This is a genomic window from Salinispora sp. CH2A1_6, from assembly GCF_056820975.1.
On record NZ_JBXEDG010000010.1, the window covers coordinates 161833 to 184480 of the forward strand.

The window sequence follows — 22648 nt, forward strand, 5'->3', positions numbered from 1 at the left end:
GTACCGACGTGACAGTCATCCAACGCAAGCCCGTCAACCCGATCGCTCACCTCACCGCCGAAGACATTGAGGTGATCGGAAAGGAACTGGACGCGATTCGGGACCGGGTGCTGGCCGACCTGGGAGAGCGGGACGCCCGCTACATCCGCCGGCTCATCCGGACGCAGCGGCGCCTGGAGTTGGGCAGTCGGGCGGTGCTGCTCTTCTCGCTGTTCCCGCCGGCGTGGATCATCGGGACGGCCGGTCTGTCGATCGCCAAGATCCTGGAGAACATGGAGATCGGGCACAACATCCTGCACGGCCAGTGGGACTGGATGCGGGATCCGAAGATCCATTCCACGACCTGGGAGTGGGACCACGTCTCTCCGGCCGAGCAGTGGAAGCACTCACACAACGAGCTGCACCACCGCTACACCAACGTGATCGGCAAGGACAACGACCTCGGGTACGGCATCATGCGCGTGGACGAGGACCAGCGGTGGCACCCGCTACACCTGGGGCAGCCGTTGTGGAACCTGGTCAACGCCTGTTTCTTCGAGTACGGCATCGCCGCCTACGACCTGGAACTGGGACGCAACCTGAAGAAGGGCCGGCACCGGGATCCGGCGTTCCGGGCCCGGGCCCGGGCGGTCGGCCGTAAGATCCGCCGTCAGGTCCTGAAGGACTATGTGCTGCACCCACTGCTGTCCGGGCCATCGTTCCTGAGCACGCTCGCCGCGACCTTCACCGCGAACCTGGTCCGGAACCTGTGGAGCCACTCTGTGATCATGTGCGGGCACTTCCCGGAGGGTGTGGAGACCTTCGAGAAGACCTCGATCGAGGGGGAGACCCGCGGCGAGTGGTACCTGCGGCAGATGCTCGGCTCGGCGAACATCAGCGGTAGCCGGTTGCTGCACATCATGTCCGGCAACCTCTCCCACCAGATCGAGCACCACCTCTTCCCGGACCTGCCGAGCAACCGCTACCGGGAGGTCGTCCCGGAGGTCCGGGCACTCTTCGACCGGTACGGCCTGAAGTACACCACCGGATCGTTGCCCCGGCAGGTCTTCTCCGCCTGGAAGAAGGTCATCCGGCTGTCGCTGCCCAACCGTCGGCCCCGCGACCAGGCCAGCAACCGGTCGGCACCGGCGCTGCGCACCTCGGGTGCCTGAGCTGGCGTAGGTCAGTCAGCCCGGGCCGTCTCGGCGGCCCGGGCTCACCTGTTTTCTCCGCTGGCCCGGTGTCCCTCTGGCTGACACGCACGGGGGGTCGGACGAGCCCTCGCGACCTGGGCGTAAAAGCGGCCCGGCGTCCAGTCAGCTGGCGAGCAACCGGTCGCGAACCTCCCGGCGCAGGACCTTGCCGATCTGGGAGCGGGGCAGGTCGTTGACCACCACCACCCGGCGCGGCACCTTGTACGCGGTCAGTTGCTCCCGGCACCTGGCCCGGATGCCCGCCTCGTCGGTGGTGCAGTCGGCGTGCAGCACCACCGCGGCGACAACCTCCTCGCCGCCAGCGGCGCCGGGCAGGCCGACCGCCGCGGCGTCGTCGACCCCGGGGATCTGCCGCAGCGCCTCTTCCACTTCGGAGGGGTAGACGTTGAACCCACCAGTAATGATCAGTTCTTTGATCCGGTCAACGACCCGTACGAAGCCGTCCGAGTTCATCTCCACGATGTCCCCGGTCCGGAGCCAACCGCCGGGCAGCAGCACCGCTGCTGTCTCCTCCGGCCGGCACCAGTACCCGGCGAAGACCTGCGGCCCGCTGATCAGCAACTCGCCTGCCTCACCGGGGGCGCGGTCCTGGGCCGGGTCCTCCGGGTCAACGATGCGGATATCGGTGGCGGGGAACGGAATGCCCACCGTGCCGGGTTGCCGGGCCGCGGACACCGGGTTCCCCAACGCCACCGGGGAGGTCTCGGTCATCCCGTACCCCTCGACCAGCAGTCCGCCGGTCACCGACTCCCACAGGTCCACGGTGGCCGGGGGCAGCGACATCGCCCCGGAGATGGCGTACCGGATGGAGGTCAGGTCGACCCCACGGTCCCGGGCGGCGACGGCGAGCTTCTCGTAGATCGGTGGCACCGCCGGCAGGAACGTCGGCGGGCGGCGACGCATCGCCTGGAGGGCTTCGTCCACGTCGAAGCGGGGCAGCAGCACCAGGGTCGCGCCGATGCTGACCGAGAAGGTCAGGCAGAGCGTCAGCCCATAGGCGTGGAACAGCGGTAGCACGCCGTACACGGTCTCGGCGCCGTCGCGGAGTCCCGGCACCCACGCGCGGCCCTGCGCGGCGTTGACGCGCAGGTTGCGGTGGGTGAGGATCGCTCCCTTCGGGGTGCCGGTGGTACCGCCGGTGTACTGCAACAGCGCGGTGTCGTCCGGCTCCGGCGCGGGGTGGTCGGCGGCCAGCGGCCCGCTGTCGGCCAGCAGGCGCTCCCAGGCCCGGGTGCCCGGTGCGGGAGCGGTGATAGCCGCGCGGGCGGTGCGGGCTCGGGGCACCGGTAGCCGCAGCGCCCAACGTTTGAGCCGGGGCAGGGCCGCACTGAGATCGACTGCGATGACCGTTTCGACCTTGGTGGTGTTGGTGGTGCGCTGCACCAGTGGGGCGACCTTGTTCCAGACCACGGCGATCCGGGCACCGTGGTCGGCGAGTTGATGGGCCAGTTCCTGCTCGGTGTAGAGCGGGTTGTGCTCGACCACGATCGCACCGAGCCTCAGCACCGCGTAGAAGGCCACCACGTGCTGCGGGCAGTTCGGTAGGACCAGGGCGACCCGGTCGCCCTGGCTGACGCCGAGGCGGCGTAGCGCCTCAGCCGCCCGGTCCACCTGTGCCGCCAGCTCCCGGTAACTGGTGGTGGCGCCGAAGAAGTCCAGCGCGGTCCGGTCGCCGAACCGGTGAACGGCCACTCGCAGCAGGTCGACCAGGGACTCGTCGGTCGGGGTGATGGTCGTCGGCACGCCCGGTGCGTAGCTTCGCAGCCACGGCCGTTCGGCGCTCAGGTTCATGGTGTCCATCCTCCCCACGTCCGCCTACCGGACCGTAACCTACGGTCTGGTAGAAGACCCGGCGAGGTACCTGTCGCCGCACCGCCGATGGAGTGTTCCGTGGTCAGTGCCGTCGTTGCGATTGCCGGGCCATCTGGCGCACCTTGACCACCGCCATGATGATCACGACCACCAGCGCGATCGCACCGATAACCATCAGCCATTGGGCCGCCTGCCAGAGCAGTCCCAGCAGGATGAGTGCGGCAGCGACGATGCCGATGACCCACAGTATTACCCGCATGTCGACCTCCGTCCCGCCCCCGTTGGCGGGGGACGCTCCGCCGCCTTCCCGGCCTGGCCGACAACATGCGTGCGCGACATACCCGTCGAGCGCCGCTGCGCCGGGCGGGAACCGACGAGTTCCTGCCCGTGTGGTCAGCTCTTCGCCTGGTGATCCTGTGCAGCGCGGCGCACCGGCCCCGCCGTCCCGGCGGGTCTGCGTCGGCGGGCGGCGACCAGCAGCGCCACCGCCCCGAGGGCACCGGCGAGAGCGGCTACCAGGATTTTGACCTGGCCAGCTCCGGGCACCTGCTGGACCAGGATGAACACGCCCGCGACCACCACGAATCCGCCGAACGTCCGGCGGAGCACGACCTCGGGCAGGCGGCCGGCCAGCCGGGCGCCGGCGAGACTGCCGGCGACCGCGGCGGTGGTGACCGCGGCGGCCAGGCCCCAGTCGATGCTGACGCTGGACAAGAATCCGGCCAGACCCGCGAACGACTTCATCGCAATCACGACCAGTGAGGTGCCGGCGGCGACCGGCATCGGCAGACCACCGAGCAGGGCGAGCGCGGGTACCACCAGGAAGCCGCCACCCGCGCCGACCAGGCCGGTGACCAGGCCGACCACGACGCCGTCCAGCAGGACCCGCCGCACCGGGAGCTCGCGTGGCACCGTACCGCCGCCGGTGCCACGACGACCGCGGATCATCGCGGCCGCCGTGGCGAGCATCATCACCGCGAAGCCGGTGAGCAGGACCGTCGCCGGGATGAACGCGGCCAGCCGGCCGCCGACGTAGGCCCCAGCCATGCCGGCAGCCCCGAAGAGCAGGCCGCTACGCCAGCGGATCCGTCCGGCACGGGCATGCGGTAGCACACCGACCGCGCTGGTCACGCCGACCACCAGCAGGGAGGTGGCGATCGCCTCCTTCGCCGGCAGGTCGGCGACGTAGACCAACAGCGGTACGGCGAGGATGGAGCCGCCCCCGCCAAGTAGGCCGAGGCTGAGCCCGATCAGGACGGCCAGCCCGACGGTCAGGGCGAGGTTGACGGTCACAATCGCCGGCCGGCGGGCGAGGCGTCGCGCAGGTGACCGACGATGGTATCCAGGTCACAGCTGGCGTTCCGGTTGTACGGAAGCTTGCTGAGCAGCATGCCCAACGCGCAGGTGTTGCTCAGCGCGGCGGCGGTGAGTCCCACGCCGATGACGCCGGCTATCCACTCGGCACCGGGTACGAACAGCGAGGCCACGACACTGGCCAGCACGATGGCACCGGCGACCAGCCGGACCTGCCGCTCCAGGTCCCACCGGGGGGTGCCTTCGGTGACGGGCCCGACGGCGCCCCGCCACGCCACCATGCCGCCGGTCAGGACCTTGACGTTCGGTAGGCCGATTCCGGCGAGCGTCCGCTCGGCCTGTCTGGCCCGGGCACCCGAGTGGCAGATCAGCACCACGTCCTCGTCGAGGTGGTCGCGGAGCTCCGCGCGGTGTTCCTTGAGCAGGTCGAGGGGCACGTTGTGGGCACCGGGGATGTGCGCGGTCGCGAACTCGGCCGGAGTGCGCACGTCGAGCAGGCGCGGGGCGCTGCCCGAGTCGATGAGTGCCCGCAGCTGGGTGGCGTCGAGGGCGGTATGGGTGGTGGTCATGGTCTCCTCGCTTATGGGTGCTCCGGTGGGATGGACGAGGGGGCGCCGCTCGTCGCAGGGGCGGCCGTGCCGGTTCAGGCGTGGGTGGCACCCGGCCCGACCAGGGTGACTCCGGCCCCCGCCGCCGCGGCGAACCGGTCGTCGATGACGACCACGTCGCGGCCGGCATTCGCCAACAGCGACCCGGCGGCGGCGGCCCGGTAGCCGGAACCGCAGTGCACCCAGACCGCGCCAGCGGGCAGGTCGGTGAGCCGCCCGGGAAGCGCGGGTAGGGGAAGGTGTACGGCTCCGGCGATGTGGCCCGCGGTCCACTCGTTGGCCATTCGCACGTCGAGCACCACGTCGGGGGTGGGCAGCACGGTGGGGAGCCGCCCGGCTTGGGCGGCGGCGAGCGCGGCGAAGTCGGCCAGCGGTAGCTCCCGTAGCTGCTCGTGGTCGGCGGCCCACCGCCCGGCCGCACCGGTGGCCTGGGCAGCTGGCCGGTCGATGCCGATGCGTACCAGTTCGCGCTGTGCCTCGGCGATCTGCGCGGAGGTCTCGGCGAGCAGGGTCACCGGTGTGCCCCAGCTGATGAGCCAGCCGAGCCAGGTGGACATCGCTCCGTCCAGTCCGAGGCTGACCGTACCGGCCAGATGGGAGGCGGCGTATGCCTTGCGGTGCCGTAGGTCAACCACCCATTCCCCGGCGTTGACCCGTCGGCGCAGTTCGGCGGCGTCGGCGCGGGCGACCGGAGTGAGGTCCACCGGTGCCGGACCGCTGAGGTTGGTGGCGCCCATGTGGGCGTAGTAGGCGGGGTAGGCGTCCAACCCGGAGAGGGTCTCGGTGATGAAGGCGTCGGCGGCCAGCCGGAGCACCGGGTTGGCCTCCTTCTCCCGGCCGATGGTCGATGCCGGGGCGTCGGTCTGGCTGGCGGAGCAGAAACTGCCGAACCCGTGGGTCGGCCACACCTCGGCGCCGTCGGGCAGCAGGTCGGCCAGCCGTCGGGCCGAGGCGTGCTGGTGGTGGGCCAGTTCGTGGGCGTGTTGCTGGCCGAGCAGGTCGGTGCGGCCGGTGGTGCCGAAGAGGAGCGAGCCGCCGGTGAAGACTCCCGCCGGTCGCCAGTCGCCATCGTGCGCGTAGTCCAGGACGTAGGACAGGTGGTGGAAGGTGTGGCCGGGGGTGGCGATCACCCGCAGGCGCATCGTGTCGGAGACCGCCAGGGTGTCGCCGTCGGCGACCGGCAGTCGTCCGAACTCGACCCGCTCGGCTGCGGCGACCAGGTAGTGGGCACCGGTCGCCCGGGCCAGTTCGAGTCCACCGGAGACGTAGTCGTTATGGATGTGTGTCTCGACCACGTGGGTGATTCGGACACCCGCCGCTCCGGCAAGGTAGAGGATTCGGTCGATGTCGCGCTGTGGGTCGACGACGACCGCTACCTGACCATCGGAGGCCAGGTAGCTGCGGTCGCCCAGGGATGAGGTCGCGAGGACCGACACGGTGAACTCCACCGTCGTGCTCCTTCCAGGAGAGGTTTTATACCCCCGGGGGTATCCAGCGGGCGGATGGGTGCCTTTCGGTTGGCGTGCCGGATACCCCCTCCGGCCGCCGGAATGCGGCCGGAGGGTTGGTTCTTCGGTTGATTCAGGCCAGGGCCAGGAAGAGCTTCTCCAACTCCTCCTCGGTCATCTCCGGGGCCTCGCCCTGTTCCCGGGCGGTGGTGCAGTGCCGCATGCCCGAGGCGATGATCTTGTAGCCAGCGCGGTCGACGGCCTTTGACACCGCGGCGAGCTGGGTCAGCACCTCCCGGCAGTCCTGACCGTCTTCCATCATGTCGATCACAGCGTTGAGTTGGCCTCGGGCACGCTTGAGTCGGGTCAGCGCAGCACCGGTCATCTCGGGTCGAAGCTTCACCTGGCACCTCCGGTACCCACCATACCCCCGGGGGTATGGTGTGCGTAGTGGTCTTCGTCATGCCGATCCGGCCGGCGAGTGCCATCGCCGTTACCGACCTGGAGTGCATCCGGTGCGGCACTCGGTATCCGGTCCGGGGCTATCCGCTCGGATGCCCCCTGCCGGCCACCCGATGGTCTGTCGCGTGCGGACCACCGGGCGAGGGTGCCTGGTCGCTCAGCGGTCGCCACCGCTCGCGCTGTCGAGGAGCTGCCGGAGGTGGGGCGAGTCGATGCTCTTCGCCCGGTACATCGCCGCGTCGGCCCGGTCCAACGCCTCGGAGAGCTGGGTGGGGCAGGTGACCGGCGCCAACCCGACGGAGGCGGTCACTCGCACGCTTGCGGAGTGCAGCCGGATCGGTGCGGCGAGAACGTCGTGCAGCCGGCGGGTGGCGTGCTCAAGCCATCGCCGCTCGACCTCGGGAGCGGTGAGCAACCCGGCGAACTCATCCCCGCCGAGCCGGGCGACCGGGTCGCCGCCAGCGAAGTCGGCGAGCCGTTGGGCGACGTTGACCAGTACCTGGTCGCCGGCGGCGTGCCCGTACCGATCGTTGATCTGTTTGAAGTCGTCGAGATCGAGGACGACGGCGATCAGCGGTCGCCCGTCCGCTCGAGTCAGCAGCGCGGCGGCCAGCCGATGAAAGGCTCGTCGGTTGGGTAGGCCGGTGAGCGGGTCGTGGCTGGCCGCGTGGCGCTCGGCGGCGAGCTCGGCCTGGAGGACGGCGATTTCCGTCTCGGCCTGCACCGCCCGGCGGTGCAGCTGCCAGGACGAGACGAGGGCGCCCGCGGCGCAGACGCCGGACGCGATCGTCAGCGGATCCGGCATGAGTCCTCCCGTCATACCGATGACCCGGCATCGCCGATGGTCACCGACCCCGTGTCTGCCCTGCTAGTCGCCCAGTAAAGGTGACTTACGGTAAGCGGATCGACACCACTCCCGTCGGCTATCATGCGCTCTGTCCGATGCAGATGCAATAGCAGATGCACGTGCAGGAGCCTCTCTGTCCACCCGCACCCGCTGGGGCTGCGGTGTGGATGGATGCATGACGAGAAGGGCGCACATGCAGCCGCTACCGAATGGCGTTCCCGTTCCCGAGCTGCCGCCGTTGCGGTGGCAGAAGAGTCGCCGCAGCAACCCCAGCGGCAACTGCGTCGAGCTGGCCGAACTACCCGATGGTGCGGGCATCGCCGTGCGCAACTCCCGGCATCCCGACGGCCCTGCCTTGATCTACACCGTGGACGAGATCGCGGCCTTCGTGCTCGGTGCTCGGGATGGTGATTTTGATCACCTGATCCACTGATCCACTGGTCCACGCCGCGCCGTCGGGACCGATTCCCCTCACCGACGGGCCATGGCATGCTGGCCCGGCGACCGGGTCAGGTCCGGCACGGGCGGTCCAGCAAACGGAGGCGCGGCAGTGGCGACGATACCCGTGGAGGGGGGGTCATCGGCTGGCCCGACCGTCCTGCGGATGATGCTCGGCGCGCAGCTGCGCCGGCTGCGGGAGTCCCGCGGGGTGACCCGGGAGGGCGCGGGCTGGGAGATTCGGGCCTCTGAATCGAAGATCAGCAGAATGGAGCTGGGGCGGGTCGGGTTCAAGGAACGCGACGTCGCCGATCTGCTGACCCTCTACGGCATCACCGACCCCACCGAGCGGGACGCCCTGCTCCACCTTGCCCGGGACGCGAACAGCCCCGGTTGGTGGCACCGATACGGTGACGTGCTGCCGTCCTGGTTCCAGGCGTACCTCGGGCTGGAGGCGGCAGCTGCCCTGATCCGCACGTACGAGCTCCAGTTCGTGCCCGGGCTGCTCCAGACCGAGGCGTACGCCCGGGCGGTCGTGCTGCTCGGTCACAGCCGCGCCGCGTCGGCGGAGATCGACCGTCGGGTCACCCTGCGGATGCGGCGGCAGGAGGTGCTGCACAGGGAGGATCCGCCGCAGCTGTGGGCCGTGGTGGACGAGGCGGCCCTGCGCCGGCCGATCGGCGGCACGGCGGTCATGCGGCAGCAGGTTTCGGCGCTGATCGAGGCGACAAGGTTGCCGAACGTGCGGCTCCAGGTCGTACCGTTCGCCGCCGGCGGGCACGCCGCCGCGGGCGGCGCCTTCTCCATCCTGCGCTTCGGTGACCAGGAACTGCCCGATGTGGTCTACATTGAGCAGCTCACCAGCGCCCTCTACCTCGACAAGCGGGAAGATCTGGAGTTCTACGCGTTGGCGATGGAGCGGCTCTGTGTGGAGGCGGAGCCGCCGGAGCGTACGCCGGAACTCCTCGGCCGGATCCTGGCCGACCTGCCCGCGGACTGACTCGGCGCCACCGCCGCCCGAACTGGTCCTCGGTTGACCGTGGACCGCCTGGATGCGCGTACAGGATCAGTTCGTACCGTGTAGCCCATGCCTCGAACCGTGCACGCCCTCCTCTCCGTCGGTACCACCGCCAACCAGGAACCCCCACAGGATGGGCTGGTGGGGCACGTGATCGGCCTGGTGGAACGGCTGGGCGGGCCCGGCGCCGGCCTCGCCGTGGCGCTGGAGAACCTGTTTCCGCCGATTCCCAGCGAGGTGATCCTTCCCCTGGCCGGGTTCGTCGCCGGACAGGGGCGGATGAGCGTCATCAGCGCGATCTTCTGGACCACGGTGGGTTCGCTGGTGGGTGCGCTCGCGCTGTACTACATCGGTGCGGCACTGGGCCGGGACCGGATGCGCGCCATCGCCGCCCGGCTTCCGCTGGTGAAGCTGAGCGACGTCGACAAGACCGAAGAGTGGTTTCTCCGGCACGGCGTCAAGGCGGTGTTCTTCGGTCGGATGATTCCGATCTTCCGAAGCATGATCTCGATCCCGGCCGGGGTGGAGCGGATGCCAGTGTGGACCTTCGTCGTCTACACCACCTTGGGCAGCCTGATCTGGAACACGACCTTCGTCATGGCCGGCTACCTGCTCGGTGACAACTGGCACCTGGTCGAGGCGTACGCCGGTGTGCTCCAGAACGTCGTCATCCTGGCCTGCGTGGCGGGGCTCGTCTGGTTCGTCGTCACCCGGCTCCGCCGCTCCCGGACGACCGGGGGAGTGCGGCCCAACGGGCCGGAGGACGAGTTCCCCGCGCCGATGCCGCCCCTCGATGGTGTCCCCGACCCGCAGGGCCGGGGAACTCTCTACCGGAGCAGCTGGTCCGAGGACACCACCGTGCGCTGACGTGGCGATCGAGGTGCCGGCGGGCTAGCCGAGGTCGATGGCGGGATAGAGGGGGAAGCCGGTGAGCAGGTCGCTGGCCTGCTTGCCGACCCGGTCGGCGACGCCCGGGTCCAGCACGTACTTCGCCTTCGAGGCGGTGCCGTCGGCGTTCGTCCCGGGCGCGGTCCGGCTCAGGACGGTGTGGATCAGCTCGGCGGTGGCGTCCAACTCCGTGGTGCCGAAGCCCCGGGTGGTCAACGCCGGCGTACCGATCCGGATCCCGGAGGTGTACCAGGCGCCGTTCGGGTCCTGCGGGATCGCGTTGCGGTTGGTGACGATGCCCGAGTCAAGGAGCGCCTGCTCGGCCTGCCGGCCGGTGAGCCCGTACCCGGTCACGTCGATCAGCGCCAGGTGGTTGTCGGTCCCGCCGGTGACCAGCTTCGCGCCCCGACGCTGCAATCCGTCAGCCAGGGCCTGCGCGTTGGCGACGATGCGCTCGGCGTAGTCGACGAAGTCGGGGCGCCGGGCCTCGGCGAGCGCGACCGCCTTGGCGGCCATCACCTGCGGCAGCGGGCCGCCGAGCACCATCGGGCAGCCCCGGTCGACCTGCTCGGCGAGCTCTGGACCGCAGAGCACCAGGCCGCCGCGGGGACCGCGCAAGGACTTGTGCGTGGTGGAGGTCACAATGTGCGCATGCGGAATCGGGTCGAAGTCACCGGTGAAGACCTTGCCGGCGACCAACCCGGCGAAGTGGGCCATGTCCACCATGAAGGTGGCTCCGACCGAGTCGGCGATCTCGCGCAGGATTCGGAAGTTGACCTTCCGGGGGTACGCCGAGTAGCCGCCGACGAGGATCAGCGGCTTGAACTCGCGGGCCGCCTCGGCGACCCGGTCGTAGTCGATCAGCCCGGTCTCCGGGTCGGTGCCGTAGCTGCGCTGGTCGAACATCTTGCCGGAGATGTTCGGCCGGAAGCCGTGGGTGAGGTGACCCCCCGCGTCCAGCGACATGCCCAGCATCCGCTGGTTGCCCAGCTCGCGGCGCAAAGCGAACCAGTCGGCCTCGGTGAGGTCGTTGACGTGCCGGACCTGGGCCCGCGTGAGGGCGGGCGACTCGATCCGGTCGGCGAGGACCGCCCAGAAGGCGACCAGGTTGGCGTCGATCCCCGAGTGCGGCTGTACGTAGGCGTACGGCGCTCCGAACAACTCCCGGGCGTGCTCGGCGGCGAGCGCCTCGACCGTGTCGACGTTCTGGCAGCCGGCGTAGAAGCGACGGCCGACCGTACCCTCGGCGTACTTGTCGCTGAACCAGTTGCCCATCGCCAGCAGCGTCGCGGGGGAGGCGTAGTTCTCGCTGGCGATTAGCTTGAGCGACTCACGCTGGTCGGCCAACTCGGCGCGGATGGCGTTGGCGACCCGCGGCTCGACGGCACCGATCACCTCGAGTGCGCTGCGATAGGCGGTGGACTCGGCGTTACCCGACATGTGACCTCCTGGTGAACGTTCCCGGTGGACGTGTGGAGGCCCAGGCGCTCGGCGTGCGTCCTCGTGATGGGTCGTTCCCCGATGGTGCTCCATCCCAATCGCGCCAGTCCCGACCCGAGGGGATCCTACCGGTTCGCCTCGGCGGGGCCGGCACCCATTCGTACGCCCTGCTCCGCCGGCCGGGAGCCGATCGAAGATCGACGGTGGTGGCGAGTGTGGCTAGGATCGGACCATGACGGGGTCGGGCGATCGGGCGGATGGTCAGGGAAGTCTGCTCGCCATCAGTGATCTGCACGTGCGGCACGCGGAAAACCGGACGGTCGTCGAGCGGCTCCGCCCGGAGTCGCCGGCGGACTGGCTGTTAGTCGCCGGCGACGTGGGAGACACGGTCGCGCAGGTCGAGTGGGCGCTGCGGCTGCTGGCTGCCCGGTTCGCGAAGGTGCTCTGGTCGCCCGGCAACCACGAGTTGTGGAGCCTGCCGGCCGATCCGGTGCCGCTGCGCGGTGCCGCCCGCTACGCCCACCTGGTCGAACTCTGCCGAGAGCTCGGCGTCGTCACGCCGGAGGACCCGTATCAGGTGTGGGAGGGGCCCGGCGGCCCGGTCACCGTGGCGCCGCTGTTCCTGCTCTACGACTACAGCTGGCGCCCCGAGGGCCTCGACACGTCGCAGGCCGCGCTCGCCGAGGCGTACCGGACCGGGATCATCTGCACCGACGAGTATCTGCTTCACCCCGACCCGTACGAGAGCCGGTCGGCGTGGTGCGCGGCCCGGGTCGCCGGGACGGCCCGGCGGCTGGCGGAGCGGGACCCGGCGCTTCCGACGGTCCTGATGAACCACTGGCCGCTGCGTCGCGAGCCCACCCACATTCTCCGCTATCCGATCTTCGCGCAGTGGTGCGGCACCGAGGCGACGGCCGACTGGCATCGGCGCTTCGACGCCGTCGCGGTGGTCTATGGCCACCTCCACGTCCCGCGCACCACCTGGTACGACGGGGTGCGCTTCGAGGAGGTGTCGGTGGGCTATCCCCGGGAGTGGCGGCGACGGAGTGGGCCGCTGGGGCAGCCGCGCCGGATCCTGCCGGCGCCGGCAGGGTTGCCACCGACCGCCTGGTAGCCCGTTCCTGCGCCGGGCAATCGGGTCCGTGCGGCCGGCGATGCGCGTCCGACCTGGTGCGCGCCCGGATCACGGCTACGGTGTGGGCGTGGCGACGCCGGCCGAGCAGCTCCGGGTGGGACGGCGGCTGGTTCGCGTCTCCAACCCGGACAAGCCCTACTTCTCCGAGTTGGGGCTGACCAAACTCGATGTGGTGCGCTACTTTCTGGCCGTCGGCGATGGCATTCTGCGCGCCCTGCGGGACCGGCCGACGATGCTCGAGCGGTGGCCGCGTGGCGTCCTCGCCGGTGCCAAGATCGCGACACGGGCGGACAACCGTGGTGACGCCTTCTATCAGAAGCGGCTGCCGGCGGGCGCTCCCGACTGGGTTCGCACCGCGCACCTGACCTTCCCGAGCGGTCGGAGCGCGGACGAGCTCGCGCCGAGTGAGCTGGCCGTGGTGGCCTGGGCGGTCAACCTCGGTACGCTCCGGTTTCATCCGTGGCCGGTGTCCCGGCGTGATGTCGAGCGACCAGACCAGCTGCGCATCGACCTGGATCCGCTACCCGGAGTCGGGTTCGACCAGGTGGTTCCGGTGGCGCACGAGGTCCGCGCGTTCCTCGACGAGCTCGGGCTGGTTGGCTACCCGAAGACCACTGGGGGACGAGGGCTGCACATCTACCTCACCATCGAGCCACGGTGGGGTTTCGGTGACTGCCGCCGGGCGGTGTTGGCGCTGGGCCGGGAGATCCAGCGTCGCCGGCCCGACCTGGTCACCACCACCTGGTGGCGGGAGCAGCGGGATCGGCCGGTCTTCGTCGACTACAACCAGATGGCCCGGGACCACACGATGACCTCGGCGTACTCGATCCGGCCCACCCCGGCGGCGTTGGTCTCCGCACCGGTGGCCTGGACCGAACTGGACGACGCCCGGCCGGAGGACTTCGACATCACCACGATGCCGGCCCGCTTCACCGAGCACGGCGATCCGCACGCGGGTCTGGACGAGCGGGCCTATTCGCTGGAGCCGTTGCTGGAGTTGGCCGACCGGGAGAAGCTGGCGGCGCCGCCGGAGCGTTCAGGGTCCCGGGCGCCCGGGACCGGGAAGCGGAGGGGACGCGGTCGGGCCCCAGGGTGACAGCTCGCCGTCGAACTCGTGGAAGACCAGCCAGGTGCGGGTGGAGAGCACTCCGGGGATGCGCTGCACCCGGGTCAGCACCACGTCTCGCAACGTGGCGTTGTCCGGGGCTCGGACCAGAGCGAGTACGTCGTGGTCGCCGCCGACCAGTGCGGCGTGCGCCAGGTAGTGCACCTGGGCCAGTCCCGCCGAGACCTCACGCCAGGTGTTCTGTTCGATGGTGATGGCGATGTACGCCGAGGTACCCAACCCGGCGGCCTCCGGTGCCACCCGGGCCTGAAAGCCGGTGACCACCCCGTCGCGCAGCAACCGCTCCACCCGGGTGTACGCGTTGGTTCGGGAGATGTGCAGACGTGCGGCGAGTGTCCGCACCGACGTGCGTCCGTCCCGGACCAGCTCGGCCAGGATACGGCGGTCCACATGGTCTAGCGGCCGGGCCGATCGTCCCGGTCCGGTCGTCGAAGCCCCATCCGGGCTGGGCTCTTGGCTCATCGTGGCACCTCCTGCAGACCAATCATCCTGCGTTTTCGGGGGATCTTGAGTCAATCATCCGACCGCAGGAGCATGGGCGCACCAGATGTCCAGGAGGTATCCGCCGTGACGACCACACCCCGGGCGGTCCGCAAGAAGACCCGGCCGGCCGCGCCGCCGGACCCGGCTCGCCCACTGTTGCCCGCCAGTGCGCAGATTCGCCTGCTAGACCCCGCCGGTGCCCCGCTATTGGCGCACCCCGACTACCCGGCGCCCCCGGTTGAGGTGCTGGTCGAGCTGTACCGCCGGATGGTGCTCGGCCGCCGTTTCGACCTGCAGGCCACCGCCCTGACCAAACAGGGCCGACTCGCCGTCTATCCGTCGGCTCGGGGCCAGGAGGCGTGTCAGGTCGGTGCGATGCTCGCGCTGCGGGACGACGACTGGGTCTTCCCGACCTATCGCGAGTCGATGGCCTTGACCGCCCGGGGGATCGACCCTGTTGAGGTGCTGACCCTGCTCCGTGGGGACTGGCACTGTGGTTACGATCCGGCCGTCCGGCGTACCGCCCCGCAGTGCACCCCGTTGGCCACCCAGTGTGTGCACGCCGCCGGCCTCGCCTACGGCGAGGCGCACCAGGGCCGGGACACGGTGGCACTGGCCTTTCTCGGCGATGGTGCCACCAGCGAGGGTGACTTCCATGAGGGGATCAACTTCGCCGCCGTCTTCAAGGCGCCGGTCGTCTATTTCATCCAGAACAACGAGTACGCGATCAGCGTGCCGCTGTCCCGGCAGACCGCCGCACCCAGTCTCGCGTACAAGGGCGTCGGGTACGGCGTGCCCAGCGAGCGGGTCGACGGCAACGACCCGGTCGCTGTCCTCGCGGTGCTCACCCGGGCGGTGGCGCACGCCCGTGCCGGCCACGGCCCCTTCCTGGTGGAGGCGCACACCTACCGGATGGAACCGCACACCAACGCCGACGACGCCGCCCGCTACCGGGACGCCGATGAGGTGGAGAGCTGGCAGGACCGGGACCCGGTCGTTCGGCTGGAGACCCACCTGCGGGACCGGGGGGCGTTGGACGACACCACCGTGGCGCGGGTGGCCGCGCAGGCCGAGGAGTACGCGGCCGACCTGCGGGAGCGGATGCACGACAAGCCAACCGTTGACCCGATGACGCTCTTCGACCACGTCTACGCCGAACCAACGCCGCAACTGGTCGAACAGCGGGCGCAGGTTCGTGCCGAGTTGGCCGCTGACCAGGAGGGAGCTGGGTGATGGCAAGCATGACCATGGCGAAGGCGCTCAACACCGCGCTCGCCGATGCGATGCTCGACGACGACCGGGTGGTCGTCTTCGGCGAGGATGTCGGCCAACTTGGCGGGGTCTTCCGGATCACCGACGGGCTGGCGGCCCGCTTCGGCGACAAGCGCTGCTTCGACACTCCGCTCGCTGAGGCCGGCATCGTCGGCTTTGCGGTTGGCCTCGCCATGTCCGGGCTACGGCCGGTGGTGGAGATCCAGTTCGACGCGTTCGGGTACCCGGCCTTCGAGCAGATCGCCTCGCACGTGGCGAAGCTGCGCAACCGCACCCGGGGCGCGCTGACCGCGCCCATCGTCATCCGGATCCCGTACGCCGGGGGCATCGGCGGGGTGGAGCACCACTGCGACTCCTCCGAGGCGTACTACGCGCACACGCCCGGTCTGAAGGTTGTCACCCCGGCCACCGTGGCAGATGCCTACTCGCTGCTGCGTTCGGCGATCGACGATCCGGATCCGGTCGTCTTCCTGGAGCCGAAGAAGCTCTACTTCGCCAGCGCCGAGACGCAGTTGCCAGCCAGGACCGAGCCGTTCGGCCGCGCCGTCGTACGTCGTCCGGGCACTGATGCCACCCTGGTCGCGTACGGACCGGCGGTGCCGGTGGCCCTGGCGGCCGCCGAGGCGGCCCAGGCGGAGGGCTGGAACCTTGAAGTCGTTGACGTGCGGACGATCGTGCCGTTCGACGACGACACGGTGGCGGCGTCGGTGCGCAAGACCGGCCGGTGCGTGGTGGTCCACGAGGCCCAGGGCTTCGCCGGGGTCGGCGCGGAGATCGCCGCGCGGATGCAGGAGCGTTGCTTCCACTCCCTGCACGCCCCGGTGCTGCGGGTTGCCGGGTTGGACATCCCGTATCCGGCGCCGATGCTGGAGCACACCCACCTGCCGTCGGTGGATCGCGTGCTCGACACGGTGGCCCGCCTCCAGTGGGACGACCAGCCCGACGAGCGGTGGGTGGCGGCCTGATGAGTGAGCGGGTCTTCCTTCTGCCGGATCTCGGGGAAGGGCTGAGTGAGGCGGAGATCGTCGAGTGGCGGGTCGCCGTGGGCGACACGGTGACGGTGGACCAGACCGTCGTGGAGGTGGAGACCGCCAAGGCGGTCGTGGACGTGCCCTGCCCGTACGCCGGACGGGTGGTGGCCCTGCACGGCATGGCGGGTGAGGTGCGGCCGGTCGGCCAGCCCTTGATCACCATCGCGTCGCTGGACGCGGTCGAGACGGATGCTGCTCCGGGTAGCTCTGGCGGGCCCGTGGTCAACCGGGAGCAGGAGCAGGCTGGCTCCGGGAACGTCTTGATTGGGTATGGCACCGGCCACGGCGGAGCGGCGCGCCGAGGCCGGCCCCGGGTTGTCCGATCCGCACCGGCCGAAGCCGCCTTGGGTGGCGCTGCTGGGAGCGAAGCCGCCTCGGGTGGCGCTGCTCGGACCAACGCTGTCCCGAGTGGTGGTCGGGGAGCGTCCGGCGTGAGCGTTCGGGTCATCTCGCCGATCGTGCGGCGGCTGGCGAAGCAGCACGGCGTTGACCTGGCCGCCCTGCGTGGCACTGGCCGTGGCGGCGTGATTCGGCGGGCTGATGTGGAGGCGGCCACTCCCGCTCCGGTCGCGGTGCCCGCGGCGGACGCCGTGCCCGCCGACGGCGAGGTGATCCTGCCGTTGACCGGCATCCGCAAGGTCATCGCCGACAAGCTCTCCCGCAGCCGGCAGGAGATTCCGGAGGTGACGATCTGGGTGGATGCCGACGCGACTGCCCTACTGGAGACCCGCGCGGCGATCAACGCCGCCACCCCGGCCGAACCGGTGAGTATCCTGGCGCTGCTCGCCCGGATCTGCCTCTCTGGGCTGCGAAGGTTCCCCCAGCTCAATGCCCGGGTAGACAGTGGGGCGCAGCGGATCGTCCAGTCCGCCGGGGTGCACCTGGGCATCGCCGCCCAGACCGACCGAGGGCTCGTGGTTCCGGTGCTGCGCGACGCGCAGCGGCTCACCACCGCCGGACTGGCCACCGCGTTGGCCGAGACCACGGCGGCGGCGCGGGCTGGCACGCTGCCACCGACCCGGCTCACCGGCGGGACGTTCACGTTGAACAACTACGGTGTGTTTGGGGTGGACGGGTCCACACCGATCATCAACCATCCGGAGGCGGCGCTGCTCGGCGTCGGGCGGATCGTGGACAAGCCGTGGGTGGTGGACGGGCAGCTCGCGGTACGCAAGGTGACGCAGCTCAGCCTTACTTTCGATCATCGGGTCTGCGACGGCGGGGTGGCCGGTGGCTTCCTGCGGCATGTCGCGGACTGTGTCGAGCGGCCAGCAGTGCTGATCGCGAACCTCTGACCAGGACGCGGGGCCGGTAGGCCCCGCGTTCCGGGCTCCGCCGGACGTTTGGGTGAATTTCAGACGAACGGCCGTGGATCGCCCGGATAGGAGCAGTGAAACATGATCGGGCGGTTTCGGCGTAGAAAGCCGAAAGCCGGAAAATATGGGAGATAATACGTCGTCAAATTTGTCAAAAATGCACTCCCTGGGTGGCGCGGCGGAGAGAATGTGGCGGAGGAGGCGACCAACGGGGGTGCGCACATGACATTCAGGCGGCGAATGACGCTGCTCACGGTAACTGTCGCGGCCGTATCGGTAGCGCTCGTCGGGTGCACCGTCGGCGAGCGCAAGGAGGCCCAACCGGCTCCGCCGGAATTGACCGTGACGCCGGCCGACCAAGCGACAGACGTCCCGATCAGCGCCGAGGTCGGCACCACGGTCAAGGGCGGGACGATTACCGCGGTCCGCGTCACCGATGACGCGGGGAACGAGGTCAAGGGGGAGCCTCGGGAGGATGGCTCGACCTGGGTGCCGAGTGTGCCGTTGAAGTCAGAACAGACATACACGGCTGAGGTGACCGCTACCGGTGACTCCGGTAAAACCACCACCAATCGAAAGGTAACCTTCACTACTAGGCCGAAGTCCACCAAACCGGCAATCACCAGTACGTTGTATTTTGCGGGTGACCGGACGTACGGAACCGCTATGCCGGTGACGGTCGCGTTCGATCCGCCAATTCCGGAGGAAGCCCGGGCCGCGGTGCAGCGGCGTTTGTTTGTGCGGACCAACCCGTCCCAGCCGGGGGTGTGGTCCTGGGTGTCCGACGGCAGCCAGGCCTACTACCGGGCACCGGACTTCTGGCAACCGGGTACGACGATCAGTTTCCGCGCCGGCTTGGAGGGCCTGCCGATCGGCGAGGAGTACGTGGGCGACGCCGACCGGCGGGCGACCTCGAAGATCGGCCGCCAGGTCGCCTTGGAGATCGACAACGAGACCAAGCAGATGTCGGTGTTCCAGGACGGAAAGCTGTTGCGGGAGCTACCGGTGAGCCTCGGCAAGCCGAGCACGCCGACCTCCAGCGGGAAGATGGTGATCATGGAAAAGCATGAGTTCACCACCTTCGACACCCGTGGCTCGGCGGACCCGTACGTGGTGGATGTCGAGGATGCACAGCGGCTGACCTGGCGGGGTGAGTTCCTCCACGGCGCGCCCTGGTCGGAGGGAGTTCAGGGATACCGCAATGTCTCCCACGGCTGTACCAACCTCTCGGCCGCCAGCGCCGACTGGCTGATGGGCGTCACCCAGGTCGGCGACCTGGTGACGGTCAAGGGTACCGAGGTGACGTTGGATGAGGGCAACGGCTGGACCGCCTGGAACGTGAGCTGGGAGGAGTACGTCAAGGGCAGCGCCCTGCCCGTGCCGGCCGGCCTGAAGCCAAGCCAGGCCGCCCCGAACCCGGGCGCGGTGGCCGGCGGCTCCCCGGCACCGGTGCCGTCTGAGGGCAGCGGTTCCCCTGCCCCGGAGCCCTCCGTGAGCGGCGGCTGACCGCCAGCGCTGAGGTGACGAGTGGTCCCGGGCGTTCCCTTCGGTGATCCGGAGGGAACGCCCGGGCCCGGTCGGTGGGACGGTCAGCGGAGGCCGACCAGGTCAACGACGAAGACCAGCGTCTCGCCCGGCGCAATGACGCCGCCGGCGCCACGGTCGCCGTAGGCGAGGTGCGGCGGAATGGTCAGTCGCCGTCGACCGCCGATCCGCATGCCGACCACCCCCTGGTCCCAGCCAGCGATGACCCGCCCGCCGCCGAGGGGGAACTCGAGCGGCTCGCCACGGTTCCACGATGCGTCGAACTCACGGCCCGTGGAGTGGGCGACACCGACGTAGTGGACGCGGGCGACCTGCCCGGCCTGCGCCTCCGCTCCCTCGCCGACGGTGATCTCCTCAACGAGGAGCTCGCTCGGCGGGGCGCCCTCGATCGGTCCCACCTCGGGCTTCGTTGCCTGGTTCACCAGCGTCTCCTGTCCTTCGTCGTGGTGCCTGACCTGCCTGATCCTGCCGGATGGTCGCTGGCCGACCGCCAGGGGGCCGCAAACACGCTGGGCGGGCGTCACCACTGGTGACGCCCGCCCAGCGGAGTACCGGGATCGTCACCGGAGCCAGGGCATCCGCCGGACGATCGGGAGTCCGGCCCAGGCGCGACCGAGACCCCAGGTGTCACCGGCGTTGAGCAGGGCGATGACCGCCAGCACCGCGGCGTAGATCAGGTGGTCGTCCATGAACGGGTTGTTCGACGGCGGCAGGGCGGCCGTCCACATCAGGACCATGAGTAGTCCGCCGGTCGCGGCGGCGACCCGGATGCCGATCCCGAGCAGTAGGGCGGTGCCGATGGCCGCCAGGCCGATCATGAACAGCCAATCGGCCCAGGCCGCGCCCGCGATGCTGTTGTAGAAGCCCTTGAACGGGCCGGTCGCGCCGAAGCTCAGGAAGCCCCTCGTCGGGCTGCCGCCGTTGATCCAGGCGCTGTCGGCTTCGGTCGCCCTCCCCAGCCCGAACAGCTTGTCCAGAAAGGCCCAGAGGAAGATCCAGCCCAGCGCCAGGCGGGTGCCGGCCAGTACGTGGCGGGCGGCCCGCCCCTGCCCGGTTTCGACCTGGTTCAGGTTGCTGGTGGTCTCGGTGGCGTTCCGCTTGGTCGTCGCGGTCATCGTCTCCACGCCCCTTCCTGCTGGTGCCTCGGATCGCACTGCCTGTGGCGTGTCAATTGGATCGCAGTGGCAACGTGTGCGAACAGGGTCATGTGGGCTCGTCAGCCGGGACCTTGGGCCTGTGGGGTCAACCCGCCGGGTGGGTGACCGGTGCCGTCAGCTGGGCGGCCAAGACGGCGGGCGCCTCCACCAGGGACGGGCCGTACCACGTCAGGTGCCGGCCGGAGACGAGGGCGCACGGGAGCCCGGGGAATGCGTCCGGCCCATCCTCCACAGTGAAACGGTATGGCTCGTCGGGTAACACGACCAGCGCAGGATCCCGGCCGTGTAGCTCGTCCAGGGACGGCCGAGGATACCGCTCGGCGTGGCCGGCGTACAGATTGGTCAGCCCCAGTCGGCGGAGCACGTCCCCGGCGAACGTGTCCCGACCCAGCGCCACCCACGGGCGCCGCCAGACCGGCACCACCGCTCGACGCGGTGACCGGTCCTCGGGCAGTTCCGCCCAGGCGCGGCGGGCGGACACCAACCACTCGGGCTCACCTGGCGAACCCAGCTCGGCGAGAAGCTCGGCCAGCTCGGTGAGCGCCCCATCGACGGTACGAGGGTAGGTGACCCGCACCGGCACCCCCGCCGCCACCAGGGCGTCCGCGTCCTCGCGCCGGTTCTCCTCGACGTTGAGCAGAACCAGATCCGGCCGGAGCGCGCGCACCCGGTCCAGGTCCGGGTACTTGCTGCCGCCGACCCGGGGCACCTGTAGCCCCACCGGATGGGTGCACCAGTCGGTGGCGCCGACCAGCGCCCCGGGCAGCGTCAACGCCACCGCCTCGGTCAGCGACGGCACCAGTGACACCACCCGCATCCGCTCCGCCTCCTGTCGGCCCGTTGCGTCGATCATGCCCGCGCGGGAGTGGCCACGGCCACCCGGGCGGCCGACAATGGCCGGATGTCGCCGAACCGTGCTGAGCAATCCCCCGCCGTCCGACCGCTCTCCGACTACGGCGTGCCGCCTGCGGCGGCACTGGCCCGAGTACGCGGGTTCGCCGATGCGATGGTCCGGCGTCGTACCGTGCGGGACTTCAGCGAGAAACCGGTCCCCGCGGGGGTGCTCGAGCACGCCCTGCGGGCGGCGGCCTCGGCGCCGAGTGGCGCGAATCGGCAGCCGTGGCGGTTCGTGGTGGTAACCGAGCCGGAGCTCAAGCGGCGGCTGCGGGCCGCCGCGGAGGCCGAGGAGCGGGTGTTCTACGAGCAGCGCGCGCCACAGGAGTGGCTGTCGGCGCTGGCGCCGCTGGGAACGGATGCGAGCAAACCGTTCCTGGAGACCGCCCCAGCGGTGATCGTCGTCTTCGAGCTGCACCGCGGCCCGCAGAGTCCCCGCCCTTACTACGTCAAGGAGTCGGTGGGGATCGCGGTCGGGCTACTGCTCGCCGCGCTGCATCAGGCGGGCCTCGCCACCCTGACCCATACCCCGAGTCCGATGCGCTTCCTCAACGAGTTGTTGGACCGGCCGGCGGAGGAGCGGGGAAACCTGATCATCCCGGTCGGCTACCCGGCACAGGGGGCGACCGTGCCGGACATCTCCCGCAAGCCGCTGGACGAGGTGGTTGTCTGGCGCTGACCGGGGACGGGCGCGTCCGCCCAGTCATGCGCGGGTGCAGCGAACGCGCTCCACCCACCCCAGGTCCGGTGCGACGACGACTCGCCGACTGTCTTCGTTCCGCCCACGTCAACACCGATCGGTCGGTGACTCGGAACGACCGTTCGGGGCGCGACCCGGCAGTGCTCCGCTGTGTGGTGTCGCCAGATGTTCCTTATGCCGCCGGCGGCGGAGCTGTGGACCGCGCATCGTGATGGCCAGCGGCACTGCCTTCCAGAAACCGTTAACCCGCGTGGTCCAGCAGTGACCTGGTAAACCCCGGGGACGATGCGGAGAGCGGCGACGAAGGAGGGATTTCGGCCGAGAACCGGCGGGAGGATCGGTGTGCCCGGGGAGCGATCCGGCAGTCGACATCTATGCTCTCGGGGTTGATTGCTGCTGGTGCAGCATTTGGAGCATATCACCCAGCGTCGATCGAGTCGGACGGGTGGCGCCACTGTCGTTCATCAACCGGGATCTCGCTATCGCCGATGCGGGCAGTTGGCGTGCGATGCCCATGGTGG

The 22648-nt window shown here is 70.1% G+C and carries 23 protein-coding genes and 1 riboswitch; of the genes, 11 read left to right on the forward strand and 12 right to left on the reverse strand.

Annotation, left to right across the window (positions count from 1 at the left end; all coding sequences use genetic code 11):
- The first annotated feature begins 8 nt into the window (after positions 1–8).
- A complete protein-coding gene (locus AC1UKG_RS14255; RefSeq protein WP_018813444.1) occupies positions 9–1151 on the forward strand; it encodes an acyl-CoA desaturase in 1143 nt (380 codons plus the stop codon).
- A 144-nt stretch (positions 1152–1295) separates the two neighbouring features.
- Here the strand turns inward: AC1UKG_RS14255 and AC1UKG_RS14260 are convergent, their stop codons facing one another.
- The 7 genes from AC1UKG_RS14260 to AC1UKG_RS14290 form a co-directional block, all read right to left on the reverse strand.
- Positions 1296–2984, reverse strand: a complete 1689-nt coding sequence (locus tag AC1UKG_RS14260; RefSeq protein WP_482642501.1) for a long-chain-fatty-acid--CoA ligase — start codon at positions 2982–2984, stop codon at positions 1296–1298.
- A 103-nt stretch (positions 2985–3087) separates the two neighbouring features.
- Complete coding sequence (locus AC1UKG_RS14265) at positions 3088–3264, reverse strand: hypothetical protein (RefSeq protein WP_018742697.1); 177 nt, start codon at positions 3262–3264, stop codon at positions 3088–3090.
- A gap of 134 nt (positions 3265–3398) precedes the next feature.
- The gene (locus AC1UKG_RS14270) at positions 3399–4298 is read right to left on the reverse strand and encodes a sulfite exporter TauE/SafE family protein (protein WP_018813446.1); all 900 of its coding nucleotides are present in this window, start codon (positions 4296–4298) and stop codon (positions 3399–3401) included.
- Positions 4295–4888: a rhodanese-like domain-containing protein gene (locus AC1UKG_RS14275; RefSeq protein ID WP_482642502.1), complete on the reverse strand. Its 594-nt coding sequence runs from the start codon at positions 4886–4888 to the stop codon at positions 4295–4297. The genes AC1UKG_RS14270 and AC1UKG_RS14275 overlap by 4 nt, the downstream gene beginning before the upstream one ends.
- Positions 4889–4962: 74 nt before the next feature.
- Positions 4963–6375: a rhodanese-like domain-containing protein gene (locus AC1UKG_RS14280; RefSeq protein WP_482642503.1), complete on the reverse strand. Its 1413-nt coding sequence runs from the start codon at positions 6373–6375 to the stop codon at positions 4963–4965.
- Between the two features lie 133 nt (positions 6376–6508).
- Positions 6509–6778 (reverse strand): metal-sensitive transcriptional regulator, encoded by a 270-nt coding sequence (locus AC1UKG_RS14285; protein WP_018813449.1) that lies wholly within the window; start codon positions 6776–6778, stop codon positions 6509–6511.
- 216 nt (positions 6779–6994) lie between these two features.
- Complete coding sequence (locus AC1UKG_RS14290; RefSeq protein ID WP_018742693.1) at positions 6995–7642, reverse strand: GGDEF domain-containing protein; 648 nt, start codon at positions 7640–7642, stop codon at positions 6995–6997.
- Between the two features lie 235 nt (positions 7643–7877).
- Here AC1UKG_RS14290 and AC1UKG_RS14295 point away from each other — a divergent pair, with 235 nt between their 5' ends.
- The 3 genes from AC1UKG_RS14295 (at position 7878) to AC1UKG_RS14305 (ending at position 10007) form a co-directional block, all read left to right on the forward strand.
- Positions 7878–8117, forward strand: a complete 240-nt coding sequence (locus tag AC1UKG_RS14295; RefSeq protein ID WP_018731107.1) for a DUF397 domain-containing protein — start codon at positions 7878–7880, stop codon at positions 8115–8117.
- 171 nt (positions 8118–8288) lie between these two features.
- A complete protein-coding gene (locus AC1UKG_RS14300) occupies positions 8289–9122 on the forward strand; it encodes a Scr1 family TA system antitoxin-like transcriptional regulator (RefSeq protein WP_018742692.1) in 834 nt (277 codons plus the stop codon).
- An 87-nt stretch (positions 9123–9209) separates the two neighbouring features.
- Positions 9210–10007, forward strand: coding sequence for a DedA family protein (locus AC1UKG_RS14305; RefSeq protein WP_018813450.1), 798 nt, complete (start codon positions 9210–9212; stop codon positions 10005–10007).
- A 24-nt stretch (positions 10008–10031) separates the two neighbouring features.
- On the opposite strand, the gene AC1UKG_RS14310 is transcribed toward AC1UKG_RS14305, so the two are convergent.
- Positions 10032–11468 (reverse strand): glycine hydroxymethyltransferase, encoded by a 1437-nt coding sequence (locus AC1UKG_RS14310; protein WP_482642504.1) that lies wholly within the window; start codon positions 11466–11468, stop codon positions 10032–10034.
- A gap of 31 nt (positions 11469–11499) precedes the next feature.
- A riboswitch (ZMP/ZTP riboswitch) is annotated at positions 11500–11589 on the reverse strand.
- A 111-nt stretch (positions 11590–11700) separates the two neighbouring features.
- On the opposite strand from AC1UKG_RS14310, the gene AC1UKG_RS14315 reads away from it, so the two are divergent.
- Positions 11701–12582 (forward strand): metallophosphoesterase family protein, encoded by an 882-nt coding sequence (locus tag AC1UKG_RS14315; protein WP_482642505.1) that lies wholly within the window; start codon positions 11701–11703, stop codon positions 12580–12582.
- Positions 12583–12622: 40 nt separating this feature from the next.
- Complete coding sequence (locus tag AC1UKG_RS14320) at positions 12623–13699, forward strand: non-homologous end-joining DNA ligase LigD (RefSeq protein WP_080641885.1); 1077 nt, start codon at positions 12623–12625, stop codon at positions 13697–13699.
- Here AC1UKG_RS14320 and AC1UKG_RS14325 read toward each other — a convergent pair.
- Positions 13640–14191, reverse strand: coding sequence for an Lrp/AsnC family transcriptional regulator (locus tag AC1UKG_RS14325; RefSeq protein ID WP_026271148.1), 552 nt, complete (start codon positions 14189–14191; stop codon positions 13640–13642). The two genes, AC1UKG_RS14320 and AC1UKG_RS14325, sit on opposite strands and share 60 nt — an antisense overlap.
- A gap of 72 nt (positions 14192–14263) precedes the next feature.
- On the opposite strand from AC1UKG_RS14325, the gene pdhA reads away from it, so the two are divergent.
- The 4 genes from pdhA to AC1UKG_RS14345 all read left to right on the forward strand — a co-directional run bounded on the left by pdhA (position 14264) and on the right by AC1UKG_RS14345 (position 19337).
- Positions 14264–15445, forward strand: a complete 1182-nt coding sequence (gene pdhA / locus AC1UKG_RS14330; RefSeq protein WP_026271149.1) for a pyruvate dehydrogenase (acetyl-transferring) E1 component subunit alpha — start codon at positions 14264–14266, stop codon at positions 15443–15445.
- The gene (locus AC1UKG_RS14335; RefSeq protein ID WP_018813452.1) at positions 15445–16449 is read left to right on the forward strand and encodes an alpha-ketoacid dehydrogenase subunit beta; all 1005 of its coding nucleotides are present in this window, start codon (positions 15445–15447) and stop codon (positions 16447–16449) included. Before pdhA ends, AC1UKG_RS14335 begins: the two co-directional genes overlap by 1 nt.
- A complete protein-coding gene (locus AC1UKG_RS14340; RefSeq protein ID WP_029123029.1) occupies positions 16434–17810 on the forward strand; it encodes a dihydrolipoamide acetyltransferase family protein in 1377 nt (458 codons plus the stop codon). Before AC1UKG_RS14335 ends, AC1UKG_RS14340 begins: the two co-directional genes overlap by 16 nt.
- 243 nt (positions 17811–18053) lie before the next feature.
- On the forward strand, positions 18054–19337 hold the full coding sequence (locus AC1UKG_RS14345; RefSeq protein WP_033662584.1) for a L,D-transpeptidase family protein: 1284 nt from the start codon (positions 18054–18056) through the stop codon (positions 19335–19337).
- A gap of 83 nt (positions 19338–19420) precedes the next feature.
- On the opposite strand, the gene AC1UKG_RS14350 is transcribed toward AC1UKG_RS14345, so the two are convergent.
- The 3 genes from AC1UKG_RS14350 to AC1UKG_RS14360 form a co-directional block, all read right to left on the reverse strand.
- Positions 19421–19798: an FKBP-type peptidyl-prolyl cis-trans isomerase gene (locus tag AC1UKG_RS14350; protein ID WP_018742682.1), complete on the reverse strand. Its 378-nt coding sequence runs from the start codon at positions 19796–19798 to the stop codon at positions 19421–19423.
- 138 nt (positions 19799–19936) lie between these two features.
- Positions 19937–20500: a DoxX family membrane protein gene (locus AC1UKG_RS14355; protein WP_018742681.1), complete on the reverse strand. Its 564-nt coding sequence runs from the start codon at positions 20498–20500 to the stop codon at positions 19937–19939.
- Between the two features lie 118 nt (positions 20501–20618).
- Complete coding sequence (locus tag AC1UKG_RS14360) at positions 20619–21350, reverse strand: helical backbone metal receptor (protein ID WP_018742680.1); 732 nt, start codon at positions 21348–21350, stop codon at positions 20619–20621.
- Positions 21351–21398: 48 nt separating this feature from the next.
- Here AC1UKG_RS14360 and AC1UKG_RS14365 point away from each other — a divergent pair, with 48 nt between their 5' ends.
- Positions 21399–22106 carry a nitroreductase family protein gene (locus tag AC1UKG_RS14365; RefSeq protein WP_482643202.1) on the forward strand — a complete coding sequence of 236 codons (708 nt, stop codon included), beginning with the start codon at positions 21399–21401 and terminating at the stop codon, positions 22104–22106.
- Positions 22107–22648: the final 542 nt, after the last annotated feature.